A 15,316-nucleotide genomic window follows, 5' to 3' on the forward strand; every position below is an offset into this window, starting at 1 on the left:
ATTTTTATTTTATCACATTTAGATATCTTTTTGTACTTTTGTATAGTATTATATGAAAGTTTTCTTTTTTCACAATATACAAATGCTATTTTTTAAAATTTTTAAAATTTTATTTGCCCTTCTCTTTTGACTTGCGAGTTATTATCATTTATAATAATTTAGTTAATATTTATAACAATATTAATAGAAAATTTTAGGAGGAAAAAAGATGGAAAGAACGGTAATTGAGTTCGGCATGTTCGAAACTCTACTTCTAGGCGTATTAGCCATTTACTTGGGAGATTTCCTAAGAAAAAAATTCCCTGTCCTAGTTAAGTACTGTCTGCCTTCAGCAGTAATAGGCGGCACTATTGTTTCTATTATAACAATGCTTTTATACTATGCAGGAGTTATGGAACCAAACTTTGATTTCCAAACAGTTAACACTTTATTTTACTGCTTATTCTTTGCTGCCAGTGGAGCTGCAGCCAGCCTTTCACTTTTGAAAAAAGGTGGAAAACTTGTAGTTATTTTTGCAGCTTTGGCTGCCCTACTTGCTGCTTGTCAAAATGCAGTAGCAATAGGTGTTGGTAACTTACTGCATGTTCACCCACTTATCTCTATGATGACTGGTTCAATACCAATGACAGGTGGACACGGAAATGCTGCAAGTTTTGCACCAATAGCTGTTAAGGCAGGTCAATCTGCTGCAATGGAAGTTGCAATTGCATCTGCTACTTTTGGTCTTATTGCTGGTTCTCTTATTGGTGGACCTTACGGTAACTTTATTGTCAGAAGATTTGGCTTTGAAGATCCAGAACTCGACAATCAAGCTACAACAATTGTAGATACTGCAAAAACTGTAATGATGAACAAGAAAACTGTGGTTTCTTCTGTCAATATGTTGGTTCTTGCTTGTGGTATTGGTCAATTAGTTTTCTTAGGTCTTCAAAAAACTGGAGCAAACATTCCAATTCACGTTTGTTGTATGCTTGGTGGAATTCTTATAAGAGTATTTTTAGACAAGACTGGAAGAGCCGAAGATTCACTTCTTGAAGCAATTGATACTGTTGGAGATTTTTCTCTTGCACTCTTTGTTTCTATGTCAATTGTAAGTATGAAATTGTGGCAACTAGCAGACCTAGGACCTCAACTTATTGTACTTCTTCTTGCTCAAGTTGTTCTTGTTCTAGCATTCACATACTTCTTGACATTTAGGCTACTTGGCAAGAATTACGATGCAGCTGTTATGACTGTAGGTCACCTTGGATTCTCAACAGGAGCTGTTCCAGTTTCAATGACTACAATGAAAACAGTTTGTGACAAATATAGATTTTCTAAACTTGCCTTCTTTGTTGTTCCAGTAATTGGTGGTTTTATTTCAAACTTTACAAATGCACTAATAATTACAAAATTCTTGGACATTGCTACAAAAATGGGCATGGGTATGTAATTTAAAATTTAATAATTCTTAAATTATATTTGAAATTTATTTTTGAAAATGTAAAAGGGCTAGTAATAAAAAACTATTAGCCCTTTTCTTATTTTAAATTTTTATATTTATTTTTAATTAATTAGTAAAGTCCTGAAGCTTTTTCAGATGTGTTAATGAAAATATTCTTAACTTGTGAATAAGCATCAAGCATCATCTTGTGGTTTTCTCTACCAATACCTGATTTCTTGTAGCCGCCAAATGGTGCACCTGCTGGAAGTTGGTTATAAGTGTTAACCCAAACTCTTCCTGTTTCGATTCCTCTTGCAACTCTAATTGCCTTGTTGATATCTCTAGTCCAAACAGCTCCTGCAAGACCATAGTCAGAATCATTTGCCATCTTAATAACTTCATCTTCATCTTTAAACTTAATTACAACAGCAACTGGTCCAAAGATTTCATCTCTTGCAACTTTCATATTATTGTCAGCATTTGTAATAAGAGTTGGCATTGTGAAGTAACCATTTTCTGTGCCATTCTTTGTAGCTTTTTCGCCACCAACAGCAATAGTTGCTCCTTCTTTTCTTGCAACTTCTACATAACCAAGAACTTTTTCAGTTTGTGATTTATTTACTTGTGCTCCCACTTGTGTGTCTTCTTCCCAAGGTAGACCAACTTTTATATTCTTGAATTTTTCAATTGCCTTTTCAACAAATTCGTCATAGATATCTTCGTGTACGAAAACTCTTGAACCTGCACAACATACTTGACCTTGGTTAAATAAAATTCCCATAGCAAGTCCATCAAGTGCAAGATCCATGTCGCAATCATCGAAGAATATATTAGCTGACTTGCCGCCAAGTTCTAGAGTTGCAGGAATTAATTTTTCTGCTGCAGCTTCAGCAATTTTATAACCTACTTCAGTTGAACCAGTGAAAGCAAGTTTTGAAAGTCCTTCATGGTGTTGTAAATATTCTCCAGATTTAGAACCAGATCCTGTAACAACATTGATAACTCCCTTTGGAACAACGTCTTTTATTAACTTCATAAGTTCAAGTAGAGATAATGAAGTTGTTGAAGATGGTTTAATAACAACTGCATCACCTGCTGCAAGAGCTGGAGAAAGTTTCCAAGCTGCCATTAAGAATGGGAAGTTCCATGGAATAATTTGTCCAACAACTCCAAGAGGTTCACGAAGAACAATGGATAGAGTGTTTTCATCAATAGCATTTGCAGTTCCTTCTTCTGCTAGGATTGCTCCAGCAAAATATCTAAAGTGTTCTGATGCTAGAGGAATATCAATATTTCTTGTTTCTCTAATTGGTTTACCATTATCAAGAGTTTCAACCATTGCAAGATGGTCTGCATTTTCGTCGATAATATCAGCAATCTTGTTTAGGATTTTTGCTCTTTCATATCTATTAGTCTTTTTGTATTCCTTGAAGCCTTCCCAAGCAGCCTTAACTGCATTATCTACATCTTTTTCTGATGCTTGGGCAATGGATGATAATTTTTCTCCATCAGCTGGACAGAATACATCTAAGCTTTCTCCACTTTCACTTTCAACAAATTCTCCACCAATAAATAGGCCATACTTTTTATCTAAATTAATATTTGGTTTAGTCATTTTACACTCCTTATTTTACTTTAATGTATCATATAAAGCTCTCATATAAAAATTACCCCTCATAATTATTTTAAAACTTCAAAAATCTTATTTTTAATATTTTACTTAGCGAAAGTTTTTTCTCTTTTAAGCACTAAAAAAGACCTTTTTCAGTCTTTTTTCTTTGTTTTCTATTTGATTTTCTTTATCAATTTTACTTTTATTAAGTATCCCATTCTAAATATAAAATTTCTCCCCTGTCTTCATCAAGTATTAGAGCAACAAAATTTCCATACATTCCTGCAAAAACATATTCTGATGTTGCTTTAAAATAAATTTCATTTTTTAAATCAAGAGAAGGATCAAAGCCTCTCTTTTTAACTTGTAAGTAACAAGTTTCTATTTGGGATAATTTATTTTCATCCTTTACATAATAATCTTTTAAAGATTTTTTTATCTCTTCACTATCATTTTTATCAAAAGAAAATAAAACTGCCGCCTCGCCATCTCCGTGAAAACTTGGCTCCTTATAAAGTTCTCTAATTCTCTTTACAGATTTAGGAAATCTTATTCCAAATTCATTTTCCACTTCCTTCACTGCTTGATCCCTATTGTCTGATAACAAAAACAAAATAGGAATTGCTGCAAGAAAAATTATGAACATTGTAATTAAAACTTTTTTAAATTTTTTATCAGTCATCTTCATCACCTTGATACCTTAAAATATCTCCAACCTCACAATTTAGGACTCTGCAAATTTCCGAAAGAGTAGAAAATCTTATTGCCTTTGCCTTATTAGTTTTTAAAATAGAAAGATTGGCAATAGTAATGCCCACTTCTTCAGATAATTCTGTCAATGTCATTTTATTTTTTGCAAGTTCTATATCCAAATCCACAATTATTTTTCCCATAATCTACCTCAAATCGTAAGATCATTTTCTTCTTTTAAGACAATTCCTTCCTTAATGAGATCAGCTAAAAGAAGAAAAATTTGTCCAACTAACATTGCCAAGATACCAAGCCCAATAAAAATAAGATTTGTTATAGATCCATCTAGATTAAAATTTGTATAAATAATTGCAAGGATTGAAAGTAAAAAAATTCCAATAAAAGAAAGGGCAACTATTTGCAAATCAAATAACATATTTGTATCAAAAAGCTTATCTTCTCCATATTTTTTAAGGGCAAAGAGTCCAAATAAAATTGCTATGATTAAAGCAATTATAATAGCTTCACACAAAAATAACATTGGATATTTCATGTTCATAAACATGGGATAAAGTTTAGCCATGAAATTTGAAGCCTTAATAAGTCCATAGGAAAGACCCATTAAAATAATAATTGCAAATACTAAAAGTCCACCAATAAATTTAACTCTAAAAGATTTCATAAGATCCTCCTTTTCTTTTATTATATAGAACCATTTAATGAATTACAATAAATATTTATCGTTTATCAATAAAATTCTACTTTAGATAATTAAAATTTCAAAATAAAAAAGTCTGCGGGATAAGCCACAGACTTTTTTGAAAAATTCTTATTTATTATTTATTTACTTTTCTTCATTTCATTTTTTAGAAGATTTAATTCTTTCTTTAATTCTTCAATTTCTTTTTTAAGAGATTCATCAGCATCTACTTTTGCCTTTTGATTTTCTTCTTTTAATTGTGTAATTTCATCTTTAAGAGCCTTTATTTCTTTTTCAGAATCGTTCTTTATCTTTGTAAGCTTTCTTTCTAGACTTGATTTAGATTTCTTTTCATCTGCAAATTCTTTAGAAAGTTCTTGAACTTCAGTCATAAATTCTTCTGCATCTTTAGCTGTTGCTATTGGAAAATCTGCCAATCTTTCTGCAAGTTTTTCCTTGTAAGAAAGCTTATTTTTTTCAACTACATCTAAAATTTCTTGAACCTTTTCTTTGTATTCATTAGAATTTACAAGTTCCTTATAAGCTTTTTCAAAGTTATTCATATAGAATCTATAGAAATCTGCAAAATCTTCTAAAGAAGCTTCTGTTTCAAGCCCTTCTATATAAGCTCTTTGTGCCTTTAATGCTGTCTCTTGATTTTTCTTTTCAAGGAATAAATTGAAATCCAAAAGTTTAAGTTCAAGGTCTAGATAATTTTGTAATTCTCTCTTAGATTTTTCCTTTTCTTCAGGGCTTATGCCAATAGTTGGCATTTCATAAATCTTGTCCAAAATTCCTTGGTAAAAATCTTTAACATCTGCAACTAAAAGTTCTGGTCTATTTTTTATGGCATTTTCATAAAAATCAATAGATTTCTTAGAATTTTCTATAGCTGGTCTAATAAATTTTTCCAAATTAAAGTTTTCTAGAACTCTATAATAACTGTCTGGAATTAATTTATAGAAATACTTTTTAGACATTTCAACTAACTCATCGCTATAAAGTTCAAAAAGTTCAATTAATTTATTTTGTGCAGCTACAAGATCTAGGTCCTTATAAAAATCACCATAAGCAAGATAAAGCTTATTCAAAAATTCCATATTTTTCTTGTAAGATTCAATAGAATCTTGATATCCTGGAACTTGTGCAAAGAAATCTCTAAAGTTTTCTTCAAAATTTTTATTCATTTCTGTGTAATTGTTGAAAAATTCCATTGGATTTTTAAAGTTATTCATAAACATATTTGGATTAAAGGAATTGAAGTCCCCAAAATTAAAAGAATCCATAAATTTACCATAAGCTTCCTTTTGCTTTTCAAATATATTTTTCTGCATTTCCATCATATCTTCAAAAAAATTATTATTATACATTTTTTTCCTCCTCTTAAATATCATCCACTAATTTCTTTAATACTATTCCACAAGTATTCTCAAAACTTTTGCTTTATTAAGTTATAACAATAAATGACAATATAGTCAAATAATGATTACCTTTTCCCCAAAAATATTTAAAATTTTACATATTGTTGACACTTTTTATATATCTCCTTATAAATATGTTACCCAATTAAAGCGTTTATAATTTATATTTCGTAACATATTTTATTTTAATCACACTTTTAGTAAAAAAGATTATTTTAATCATAAAAAGTGTTCATACTTTTCCCATTTTGCAAGCTTCCTTTATAATTCTTTGTCCTTATGTTATAATGTATTTAAGAAAAATTTTAATTAGGGGGAGGACGTACATATTATGGAAAAACCTTGGGAGTTTGATGATTTTATATTTGATGGCGATGTTCTAAAGGGAATGACAAGAAAGGGCAAAGACAAAATCAAGAATGAAGAATTATTTGATATGGTAGTGCCTACTGAAGGACCTGACGGAACAAAGATTAGAGTTATTGGAGAACAATGCTTCTTTAGAAGAAAACTTAACTCTGTTGTAATTCCTGAAACTGTTGAAGAAATTCACTACGAAGCTTTTGGAGTTAACAATCTTACAGAAGTTGAAATTCCTGATGGAATCAAAAAGATTGATGCTTACGCATTCTACAGAAACAAATTAACTGATGTTAAATTACCAGAAGATCTAGAATACATCGGCGACAATGCTTTCTCACTAAACCAAATTGGTGAAATTGCAATTCCTGATACAGTTGAATTCATTGGAGTAAGTGCTTTCTACAAGAACAACCTTACTGAAATCAACTTACCTAAAAACATCAAGGAAATCGACATGTATGCTTTCAGAAAGAACAACATCCGTGAAGTTAACGTACCAGCTGGTATAGAAAAACTTGATCACAGAGCTTTCGAAGAAAACACTGTTGTTAAAGAAGACTAAAATTTATATTTTTAACTGTTGTCTTAGGGCAACAGTTTTTTATTGCCTATTTTTATTATTTTTAAATTTTTACCTTTTAAATTTACTAATCTCTTATACTTTTTTTAATAAATTCCTACTGGCTTTTATTAAATTTTCTAAAAATTTTAACTTTATTCAAAATAAAAAACTGCCAAGCCTGACAGTTTTATATAGAAATATATAATTTTACATCTCTATTTTTCTACCTATTTCCTTTTCAAGGGCAAGTTCATAAATTCGCTCTGCAGCAACTAGATCAAGACCGGCAAAGCCAACTGTCTTAAACCAAGTTATCTCATCTTTTGATTCTCTTCCAACTTCCTCTCCCAAAAGAAGATTGCCCAGCTCGTGAGAAATTTTTTCTTCTTTAATTTTTCCCTCTTTTATAGGAATTATTACATCACCAGCTTCTTTTATTACACCTTCATTTGTATCTGTAAAAATTTTATCAGCTCTTACAATAAATTCAGCAGGTGTTTCTTGCATATCCGGCCTATAAGATCCAACACTATTTATATGGACTCCTCTTTTTACTTTATTTCCATTGAAGACTGCTTTTTTAGAAGTAGTAACTGTTGTTATGATATCAACTTGACCCAATATCTTATTCATATCATTTACAGGAAGAATTTCTGCTCCATATTTTTTTAATTTTTCATCCATTTCTTTTGCAAAAGTTTCTGCCCTTTTAAAATTTATATCATACACATAGGCCTTCTTGATTTTTCTAACTGCAAGGACTGCTTCTAATTGTGTTGCAGCTTGTCCCCCAGTTCCTATTAATAAAAATTCTTTAGCATCTTTATTAGATAAAAGTTCTGTTGCAGCACCAGAAACTGCTCCTGTTCTTAATCTTGTCAAAACTGTTCCATCTAAAATAGCTTTAACAAAACCATTTGCCCTATCTATTAAAATCATTGTAGAAGGTGCACTTACAAGTCCTTTTTCAATATTTTGTGGATAGATATCAATTATTTTCATGCCAAGAGCATTTTTATCTTTAATAAAACCAGGCATAAAAATTGCAGTGCTAGAACTTTCTTTATCAACATCAATAACAGTTCTAAGAGGAATGTCGGATTTCCCTTGGCTATAAGATTTTAGAGCTTCTTTGTCAGCTTCAATAATATCTTTTATATCAACTGCTTTTAAAATATCTTCTTCCCTTAAAATTAAAATCTCCATAAGTTTTTCTCCTTATTTTTTATAATATATAAATTAAATTTACTTAAACTTTTAAATTTCTTTTAGCTTTACATTTTATAAAATATTTTATTAACTTCTAAAGATTATTATATCAGAAAAGATGCTACTATTTTTAGGCATAAAAAAGACGCCGATTGCTCGGCGCCTAAAATTTATATTTTTATTACATTCTATTAAGTTGAACCATTTCGTTAAATGTTTCAAGTTGAGTTTTAGCTTGACCAAAGTCAGTCATTTGTTGGTCATAACCCATCTTAATTAGTGGAATACCAGCTTTTTCGTAAGCTTGTTTTAATGATGGATATTCCATTTCTTCTGTATCGTTAAATGTCATCATGAATAGAAGACATCCGTCAGCATCATTATCAAGAGCTAGGTCAACAACATATTTTGGTCTCTTCCAAATATCTGGATCGTAAAGAATTGGATCTTCGTCCATTCTTGCAAATTGATCAGCAAGAGCCATGTAAGGATCTTCAATAGAAGTATCAACGTCAACTTTGAATCCTCTTGATTCACTTGCAACGTCATCTGCAACTACACAGATGTTGAAGTTGTCAAGAACTTCAAGAAGTGCTGGGTTGTCAGTGATGATACCAGAAGTTACTACTCTTGGTCCATTGCATTCTTCTTTTGGCATTGCTTTAAGAGCTTCAATAAGTTCTTTTAGCATCTTGTTGTGTTCATCTTTAAGCATGTGGAAAGAAGCTTTAAGAACGTTACATCTATCAGATGCTTTAATTGTCTTAGAGTAGTCACCACATAATTTAACAAATTCTCTCTTTAGAGCTCTGTTTTCGTTATATACTTCGAAAGCTTTCTTTAGATTTTCGTCAGTGATTTTAACATCACAAATTTCTTCTAATCTTTCTGCAGCTTGTTTAAAGATTTTTGCATTGTAAGTTTTACCAAAGTCTTCTTTTCTGTGTTGTGCGTGGTTTAAGAAAATCATTGGGATTTCTCTACCTACAGAAACTTTGTAGTTTTGAGAGAATGGTCTTAGTGTATCATCAAGAGTTGTAATCATTGATGCGCTAAGTCCGTCTAGTGATCCGTCAAGACCCATTTCTAGACATCTAAGAGCTAGTGAATAGTAGAATGTTGGGAAATATTCTTTAGCCTTATCAATTGGACCTTGTCCTCCCCAAACTCCGTAAGGTACTAGTCCACCTGCATAGATAATTTCTTCAGGTGCATAGTAAGGGAATACACCGACAACTTTTTTACCTTCAGCAAGGTACTTGTCAATTTGTTCTCTTCCGTTTTCTGCTATATGTTTAAATTCTTTTAATAATTCTTTTATATCAGTCATTTTGCACCCCTATTAAATTGTAGTCTTAGACCAGTCAGTTTCTTTAGTGTTTTCGAAATTAGTGTAAACATCTTCGCCCTTAGCAAGTCTGTCTGCTTTTCTTTCGTTCATAATTTCTACTAAACCTTGAACTCTTGTCTTGTATTGTTCTTGAGAGAAGTTTCTTTCGTCAGCTTGGTCACCGTCAAAGTGAACTACTGGAATATCAAGGTCTTCTCTCCATCTTCTTTCGATTTCAGGCATTGCTCCTGACCATGGTTTACAAGATCTATTGTAGTTAACAAGTGCTCCAGAAACTCCGTTTTCTTTAGCCATTGTTTCTCTCCATTCAACACCGTCTTCGATACATACTGAACAAGGTGCTTTACAGTAAGCTGCAGCCATTTCTCTAACAGTTGTGTATTGGAAACCGAAAGCAGGTGCATATACTACTGCAGTTACGTTAACACCATTTTGTTTTAATGGTTCAAATAGGTTTCTTAGTCCTGGCCAGCAAGGTATACCTTCAAATAGGATTCTGTGTTCTTCTGGGTATTCCCAAGTAGAAGTTCCTTCCTTAACTGATTGTTCATATTCTGCTGCTAGAAGTTCAAATCCTTCTGCTGCATCAATTTCACATCTTGCAGCTACAATGTCTGCCATGTGGTTAAATAGGTCAAATCCAGAAAGTGGAGATGGTTCATAAGCCATGTAAGAACATGCTTTAAGCCATGCTGCTGCAGTTCTGTTAGCAATTTGACAAGCTTCTTCGAATTTCTTTTCATCAAATTTCTTACCAGTAAGTTTTTCAAGTTGGTGAATAGCGTATTCGAATTGTCCCATTAAGTAATCAACTTTTTCTTCTGGTACATCAACTGTATTTTGGAATGGAATATCAATCATAATCATTGGAATATCGTGCATTCTTGCAATGTTTTCATACCATTTAGTCATCATGTTACAGATGTTGTTACAGCAAAGTACGAAGTCTGGTTGTGGCATCTTTCTTGAGTCAGTTGGTTCTCCAGCTGCATAAGCAAGTGAAATTCTTGCATAACCACAAATGTCGTTGTCGTATCCCATATCTTCAGCTGTTTGACAAAGTCTTAAACCGTCTTTTTTAGCTGCAGTTGTTGCTGCGTGGTTTTCTGGATATACTGCGTGTAGTCCAAATGCCTTTGCAAGTTCAATAGGGAATTTAGATGATGACCATCCAACTAGTTCTCCTCTTTTTTTAGCATCCCATGCTGCTCCGTAAACTCTATCTACTACATTTCTTAACGCTTGAGCTGCAGGAATGTTTCCTTCGATTGGTCTTGGTTTCTTACCAGGTATTTTTTGAATTTTTTCAGCCATAGTTTACCTCCTAAAATAAATTATGCATTAGCCTTTTTATCTTTTAATTTTTCCAATTTACATTTTTGATATCCAAATAGCGCTGCTCCAAGAGCACCATTTAGTTGACATAAAGGTGAAGTGTGGATCTTGTGTCCTGTATTATCTTCGAGAGCTCTAACCATACCCTCGTTTAAAGCAACACCACCTGTAAATACTATGTCGTCATTTAAACCAACCCTCTTTGCAAGAGAACCTACTCTTGCGGCAATTGATTGGTGAATCCCCTTAACTATATCTTCAATCTTCGTTCCACTTGCGAGTTGTGAAATAACTTCTGATTCAGCAAAAACAGTGCAAGTAGAAGAAATACTAACGTCTTTAGTAGACAGTTTGTCTAATTCTTCTAGCTTGGAAACATCTACTTCAAGAACTTTTGCGATTACATCTAAGAACCTTCCAGTACCTGCGGCACACTTATCATTCATAACAAAGTTTTCAAGCATACCATTATCTCCAATTTTTAGAGCCTTGGCATCTTGTCCACCGATATCAATGATTGTACGTACATTTGGGAATAAGAAATAAGCACCCTTAGCGTGACATGAAAGTTCAGACATTTGGAAATCTGCTTCTTCTAGTGAAGTTCTGCCATATCCAGTTGCCATAACATAGGCTATGTCCTCTCTTGTCAAGTTAGCACTCTCAAGAGTTTCTTTAATTGTTCTTGATGGACCACTTGTTCCAGCTCCAACATCAATACAGGAGCTTGAGATAATTTCCTTGCCATCCTTTAAAATAATACTCTTTGAGGCAGTCGAACCAATATCGACGCCCATTGTATAAATAGCTTCTGCCATACAATCTCCTCTTTAATTTTAACATTAATATCTTACTCTTCTTAATTCTACTATAATTATGTATCTTTGTCAAAATCACTAGAGGCTTGAAAGCCGAATTTTCAAGGATTCTAAGGGCTTGAGACTTTACTATTATAATAAAATAAATATTATTTTTTACTTATAGTAAGGCATATTGTCATATGCAAAAATATTGGATAATCCTTTTGAGATTATCCAATAAATTGTCATATTTTTTATATTATTTAATATTATTTAGTCTATCGTAATCTCTAATAATTCTTGGAGTAAGCATTTGATGAACTGGACAAATAGAATCTGGATCTTGGTAAGCACTTTCAGTGAAAGCAATAATATAGTTTCTCCAAAGATTCATATTTACAATTTCATCTACTAGACCATACTTAGCACAAGAGAATGGTTTTGATTTTTCTGCATAATCTTGAATCAAGTCGTTCATCTTGTCAATAGTAGGTTGAAGATCTTTTCCAGCTTTTTTATCTTTTGCAAGTCTTCTAGAGTACATTGCAGTAGCTGCTGTTTCCCCATTCATTACGTTGATTTCAGTTGCTGCAGTTCCAAGTGAGAATGCGTTAGTGTCATTACCTTGAGGTCCACCAAGTACATAGTGAGCTGCTGCAGTACCTTTTCTCATTGTAATTTCCATTTGTGGAAGATCAGAGTTTTGGATTGAATAAATAAGTGATTGACCAAGTCCTAGTAGTTCTGCCTTTTCAGCATCGTCACCAACGTCGATACCAGTAGTATCTTGTAACCATACTATAGGAAGTCTATCTCTAGCACAAAGTGTTACGAATTCATTCATCTTTATAAGACCTTGTCTATAAAGTTTACCACCAATTGAGATGTGTTTTGGATCATTGTAGTATTCTGGATAGCCCATTAATAGACCTTGAACGTTAGCTACAACACCAACTAAAAGTCCGTTAACTTTAGCAAGACCAGTTACCATTTCTCTACCGTATCCTTTTTTGTATTCCATGAATTCTGAACCGTCAAAAAGTCTTGCGATTACATCATAAACATCATAAGCTTTTTTACCGTTAAGTGGAATTAAAGAATACATATCGTTAGGATCATATAGTGGATTCTTTGGATCGTCTACTCTAAAGAATTCTCTATCAAATTTTGGAAGCATAGAAAGATATTTTCTAATACCTTCAAGTACGCCTTCTTCTTCAACATAACATTCTCTCATGAAACCAGTTTGAGCAAAGTGAACTCCAACTGATCCTGGAGGAGTAGTTTTCTTAGCGTTAGCAGTTTGATCTGCTATTTGATTTGCTCCTTCTTCGTCGATATATCCCTTAGGATTCATACCGCCAAGGATTCCAGCTCCACCAACAGCCATGTTTGCATCTTTATGTGCAATTATAATTGTAGGTGAAATTGAGTGGTATCCACCACCTGCTGGGTTAGTACCATAAATACCAACAATTACAGGAACTCCACATTGGTTAAGTCTTGAGTTTCTGTAGAATGGAGTACCGCCACCACGTCTGTTTGGATATACTTTTTCTTGTTCATCAAGTTTTACACCTGAACAGTTTAGTATATAAACTAGTGGAATTCTAAGTCTTTCAGCTGTATCTGATGCTCTTAGAAGGTCATCAGCTTGTCCTGCAATCCATGCACCTGCAAGTTTCTTGTTATCTGATGCAACGATGTAAACCCATCTGTCATCAACTTTTGCAAGTCCTTTAACAACACCAGTTGTTCCGTGATCATTGTCACCAGGGTTATAAATTGTATTTAGTGGGCACCAAGTACCTTCGTCGATAAGTTCAGCAATTCTTTGAAGTGCGGTCATTTCGCCACGTTCATTTACTTTTGCATCTGGTTTTCCAGCAGCAAGAGCTTTTTCAGCAAACTCTCTGATTTCTTCTTCAACTTCTCTTAGTTGATTGAAGTTATCTTCGTCTACTGCCCTCAAAGGATTCCCAATAGTCTTCATATTTTGGAAATATGAAGAAAGTGAATATTGAGTCATTTGTCCTCCTATTTTCTATCTATCTATTTATTTACTATTAATCTTCAACAGGTCTCTTTATAAAAGCTTCGCCTGGGTCGATTTCTTCTCTTATTAGTTTAATAACATCTTCATCTGGTTCTTCAAGTTCAACTGCACGAGATACATCAAGATCAAATCCAGTGTTTTCAAGAACATCTTCTGGTGATGAAGAAGGATAGTATCCTGCAAGATACATTTTCTTAGTATCTTCATCGAATTTTAAGATACCTTTATCAGTTACAACCATTTGTGGTCCAACATTTTCAGGAATACCTACTCTAGTTCTTCCACCAGGGCCGTCGATCCAACCTGGAGAAGTAATATAGTCAACTTTTTCTATAAATCTTCTCTTTTCGTGTTGCATCATGATAATTGTGTTTACATAAGTTGCAATACCGTTAGCTCCACCAGATCCTGTAAATCTTGTCTTAGGGTGGTGGTAGTCGCCGATTACTGTAGAGTTAACATTTCCGTATGGGTCGATTTGAGCTCCACCGATAAATGCGATCATTCTCTTCTTGTCGTGTCTCCATTCGTTAGCTTGGAATCCAACGTAAGTTGCATTTGTCCAGTGAACACCACAGTGTGCCATAAATCTGTTGTCACCAACTGATCTTGGAACTTCGATTGGGTCACAGTCCATAAGTCCTGATTCTACGATTAGGTAACAGTTAGGAGCATAAACTGCTTTTGCAAGAGAAGCACCAATTAGTGGTAGTCCTGTACCTACAATTGCGATTTGACCATCTTTAATTTGTCTTGCAATTGTAACTGCTTGCATTTCTTTATTAGTGTAATTATCGTATCTAGCCATTATTTTTCTTCTCCCTTCTTTAGTACGTCTGTTGCGTATCCAAATCCTGGAACATTTCTAAGTCCTATAAGTCTTGTAGCACCAAGTTTGTTTAGGTATGATTCGTGATCGTCAACTCCGTATACCCATTCGTCTAGGAATGCATTGAAATCTTCTTCTGTCTTTGATTTAACATTGTACATTTTGTAGAAATCAGCATCGTAGTCATAATAGTCATAACATTGTGAAGGGTGAGCTCCAAATGGTGCGTGAACTACTGCATCAACACAGAATCCTGGAATTTTGTTGTCAGCTGCATCAAAGTTTTTAATGTATTCATCACTTACAAGTTCTTCGCAAGTTACGATAACTTTTTTAGCTGCAATTGCAATATCAACATCGTGGAATGTGTTTCCAAGAATTCTTGTAGTTCCATCTGGAGAAGCCATTTGTACGTGAATTATTGCAGTGTCAATTTCTGGAACTGGTGCTGCAACAAGTTTTTCTCCTTCTTTGAATGGGTTTTCAACATAGATGAATTTGTCATTTGGAAGTTTGTCGATTTTTTGTCTTTCTTCTTTAGAGATACCCCATTCATCAACTAGACCAGAACCCATCATTAATCTACATGGTAGATATGGAAGTCCAAGTGCAGCTGCGTGAATTCTTTGCATTTCAACGTCTTGAGAGTAGTCTTCCATTAGAAGTTCTCCCTTTTCAATTGCTGCTCTAAATCTTCTAGATACGTTTGTATATCCTGAGTTAGCAGTGTAGCAATTTATGTATGCTTTTACTCTGCCAGCTCCAATTAATGTGTCCCAATCTCCTCCTGCAGGTCCTGCTTCAACGATAAAATCTTTTTGTCCTTGACGTAAGATTTCGTTTACTGCTGCGTAAGGCTTTCTGTTAGTTGTAAATCCCCCAAGAGATATTACGTCGCCATTTTCAACATATTTTGCTATGGCGTCTTTAAGATTCATTACTTTACTCAAGTTAAAACCTCCTTA

The 15,316-nt window shown here is 33.4% G+C and carries 14 protein-coding genes; 2 read left to right on the forward strand and 12 right to left on the reverse strand.

All coding sequences use genetic code 11. The features are described from left to right. Positions 1 to 208: 208 nt before the first annotated feature. Positions 209 to 1,432: a sodium/glutamate symporter gene (locus BN3657_RS02440; RefSeq protein ID WP_062551627.1), complete on the forward strand. Its 1,224-nt coding sequence runs from the start codon at positions 209 to 211 to the stop codon at positions 1,430 to 1,432. Positions 1,433 to 1,553: 121 nt separating this feature from the next. Here BN3657_RS02440 and BN3657_RS02445 read toward each other — a convergent pair whose 3' ends face one another. The 5 genes from BN3657_RS02445 to BN3657_RS02465 form a co-directional block, all read right to left on the reverse strand. Continuing rightward, positions 1,554 to 3,038, reverse strand: coding sequence for an aldehyde dehydrogenase family protein (locus BN3657_RS02445; RefSeq protein ID WP_062551628.1), 1,485 nt, complete (start codon positions 3,036 to 3,038; stop codon positions 1,554 to 1,556). Positions 3,039 to 3,240: 202 nt separating this feature from the next. Beyond that, positions 3,241 to 3,717: a hypothetical protein gene (locus BN3657_RS02450; RefSeq protein ID WP_062551629.1), complete on the reverse strand. Its 477-nt coding sequence runs from the start codon at positions 3,715 to 3,717 to the stop codon at positions 3,241 to 3,243. After that, entirely contained in the window at positions 3,710 to 3,928 is a 219-nt protein-coding gene (locus tag BN3657_RS02455; RefSeq protein ID WP_062551630.1) for a helix-turn-helix domain-containing protein, read from the reverse strand. Before BN3657_RS02455 ends, BN3657_RS02450 begins: the two co-directional genes overlap by 8 nt. An 8-nt stretch (positions 3,929 to 3,936) precedes the next feature. Next, on the reverse strand, positions 3,937 to 4,407 hold the full coding sequence (locus BN3657_RS02460; RefSeq protein WP_062551631.1) for a DUF2975 domain-containing protein: 471 nt from the start codon (positions 4,405 to 4,407) through the stop codon (positions 3,937 to 3,939). Between the two features lie 158 nt (positions 4,408 to 4,565). Beyond that, positions 4,566 to 5,795, reverse strand: coding sequence for a poly(R)-hydroxyalkanoic acid synthase subunit PhaE (locus BN3657_RS02465; RefSeq protein ID WP_062551632.1), 1,230 nt, complete (start codon positions 5,793 to 5,795; stop codon positions 4,566 to 4,568). 382 nt (positions 5,796 to 6,177) lie between these two features. Here BN3657_RS02465 and BN3657_RS02470 point away from each other — a divergent pair, with 382 nt between their 5' ends. Then, positions 6,178 to 6,771 carry a leucine-rich repeat domain-containing protein gene (locus tag BN3657_RS02470; RefSeq protein WP_019139391.1) on the forward strand — a complete coding sequence of 198 codons (594 nt, stop codon included), beginning with the start codon at positions 6,178 to 6,180 and terminating at the stop codon, positions 6,769 to 6,771. Between the two features lie 207 nt (positions 6,772 to 6,978). Here the strand turns inward: BN3657_RS02470 and BN3657_RS02475 are convergent, their stop codons facing one another. The 7 genes from BN3657_RS02475 to gctA all read right to left on the reverse strand — a co-directional run bounded on the left by BN3657_RS02475 (position 6,979) and on the right by gctA (position 15,301). Next, positions 6,979 to 7,977, reverse strand: coding sequence for an ornithine cyclodeaminase (locus BN3657_RS02475; RefSeq protein WP_062551633.1), 999 nt, complete (start codon positions 7,975 to 7,977; stop codon positions 6,979 to 6,981). Between the two features lie 184 nt (positions 7,978 to 8,161). Next, on the reverse strand, positions 8,162 to 9,310 hold the full coding sequence (locus BN3657_RS02480; protein ID WP_019139393.1) for a 2-hydroxyacyl-CoA dehydratase subunit D: 1,149 nt from the start codon (positions 9,308 to 9,310) through the stop codon (positions 8,162 to 8,164). Positions 9,311 to 9,322: 12 nt separating this feature from the next. Next, complete coding sequence (locus BN3657_RS02485) at positions 9,323 to 10,645, reverse strand: 2-hydroxyacyl-CoA dehydratase subunit D (RefSeq protein ID WP_019139394.1); 1,323 nt, start codon at positions 10,643 to 10,645, stop codon at positions 9,323 to 9,325. 20 nt (positions 10,646 to 10,665) lie between these two features. Continuing rightward, positions 10,666 to 11,484, reverse strand: a complete 819-nt coding sequence (locus BN3657_RS02490) for an acyl-CoA dehydratase activase (RefSeq protein WP_019139395.1) — start codon at positions 11,482 to 11,484, stop codon at positions 10,666 to 10,668. Between the two features lie 241 nt (positions 11,485 to 11,725). Further along, positions 11,726 to 13,495, reverse strand: a complete 1,770-nt coding sequence (locus BN3657_RS02495; RefSeq protein WP_019139396.1) for an acyl-CoA carboxylase subunit beta — start codon at positions 13,493 to 13,495, stop codon at positions 11,726 to 11,728. A gap of 37 nt (positions 13,496 to 13,532) precedes the next feature. Beyond that, complete coding sequence (gene gctB, locus BN3657_RS02500; protein ID WP_062551634.1) at positions 13,533 to 14,330, reverse strand: glutaconate CoA-transferase subunit B; 798 nt, start codon at positions 14,328 to 14,330, stop codon at positions 13,533 to 13,535. After that, a complete protein-coding gene (gene gctA / locus BN3657_RS02505) occupies positions 14,330 to 15,301 on the reverse strand; it encodes a glutaconate CoA-transferase subunit A (RefSeq protein WP_062551635.1) in 972 nt (323 codons plus the stop codon). Before gctA ends, gctB begins: the two co-directional genes overlap by 1 nt. Positions 15,302 to 15,316 lie beyond the last annotated feature (15 nt).

The sequence above is a fragment of the Peptoniphilus phoceensis genome (assembly GCF_001517665.2).
Classification (GTDB): domain Bacteria; phylum Bacillota; class Clostridia; order Tissierellales; family Peptoniphilaceae; genus Peptoniphilus_A; species Peptoniphilus_A timonensis.

Bases quoted from the DNA above. Each gene is read 5' to 3' on its own strand.
- BN3657_RS02440 (WP_062551627.1), top strand. From the start codon at position 209: ATGGAAAGAACGGTAATTGAGTTCGGCATGTTCGAAACTCTACTTCTA.
- BN3657_RS02445 (WP_062551628.1), bottom strand. From the start codon at position 3,038: ATGACTAAACCAAATATTAATTTAGATAAAAAGTATGGCCTATTTATT.
- BN3657_RS02450 (WP_062551629.1), bottom strand. From the start codon at position 3,717: ATGACTGATAAAAAATTTAAAAAAGTTTTAATTACAATGTTCATAATT.
- BN3657_RS02455 (WP_062551630.1), bottom strand. From the start codon at position 3,928: ATGGGAAAAATAATTGTGGATTTGGATATAGAACTTGCAAAAAATAAA.
- BN3657_RS02460 (WP_062551631.1), bottom strand. From the start codon at position 4,407: ATGAAATCTTTTAGAGTTAAATTTATTGGTGGACTTTTAGTATTTGCA.
- BN3657_RS02465 (WP_062551632.1), bottom strand. From the start codon at position 5,795: ATGTATAATAATAATTTTTTTGAAGATATGATGGAAATGCAGAAAAAT.
- BN3657_RS02470 (WP_019139391.1), top strand. From the start codon at position 6,178: ATGGAAAAACCTTGGGAGTTTGATGATTTTATATTTGATGGCGATGTT.
- BN3657_RS02475 (WP_062551633.1), bottom strand. From the start codon at position 7,977: ATGGAGATTTTAATTTTAAGGGAAGAAGATATTTTAAAAGCAGTTGAT.
- BN3657_RS02480 (WP_019139393.1), bottom strand. From the start codon at position 9,310: ATGACTGATATAAAAGAATTATTAAAAGAATTTAAACATATAGCAGAA.
- BN3657_RS02485 (WP_019139394.1), bottom strand. From the start codon at position 10,645: ATGGCTGAAAAAATTCAAAAAATACCTGGTAAGAAACCAAGACCAATC.
- BN3657_RS02490 (WP_019139395.1), bottom strand. From the start codon at position 11,484: ATGGCAGAAGCTATTTATACAATGGGCGTCGATATTGGTTCGACTGCC.
- BN3657_RS02495 (WP_019139396.1), bottom strand. From the start codon at position 13,495: ATGACTCAATATTCACTTTCTTCATATTTCCAAAATATGAAGACTATT.
- gctB (WP_062551634.1), bottom strand. From the start codon at position 14,330: ATGGCTAGATACGATAATTACACTAATAAAGAAATGCAAGCAGTTACA.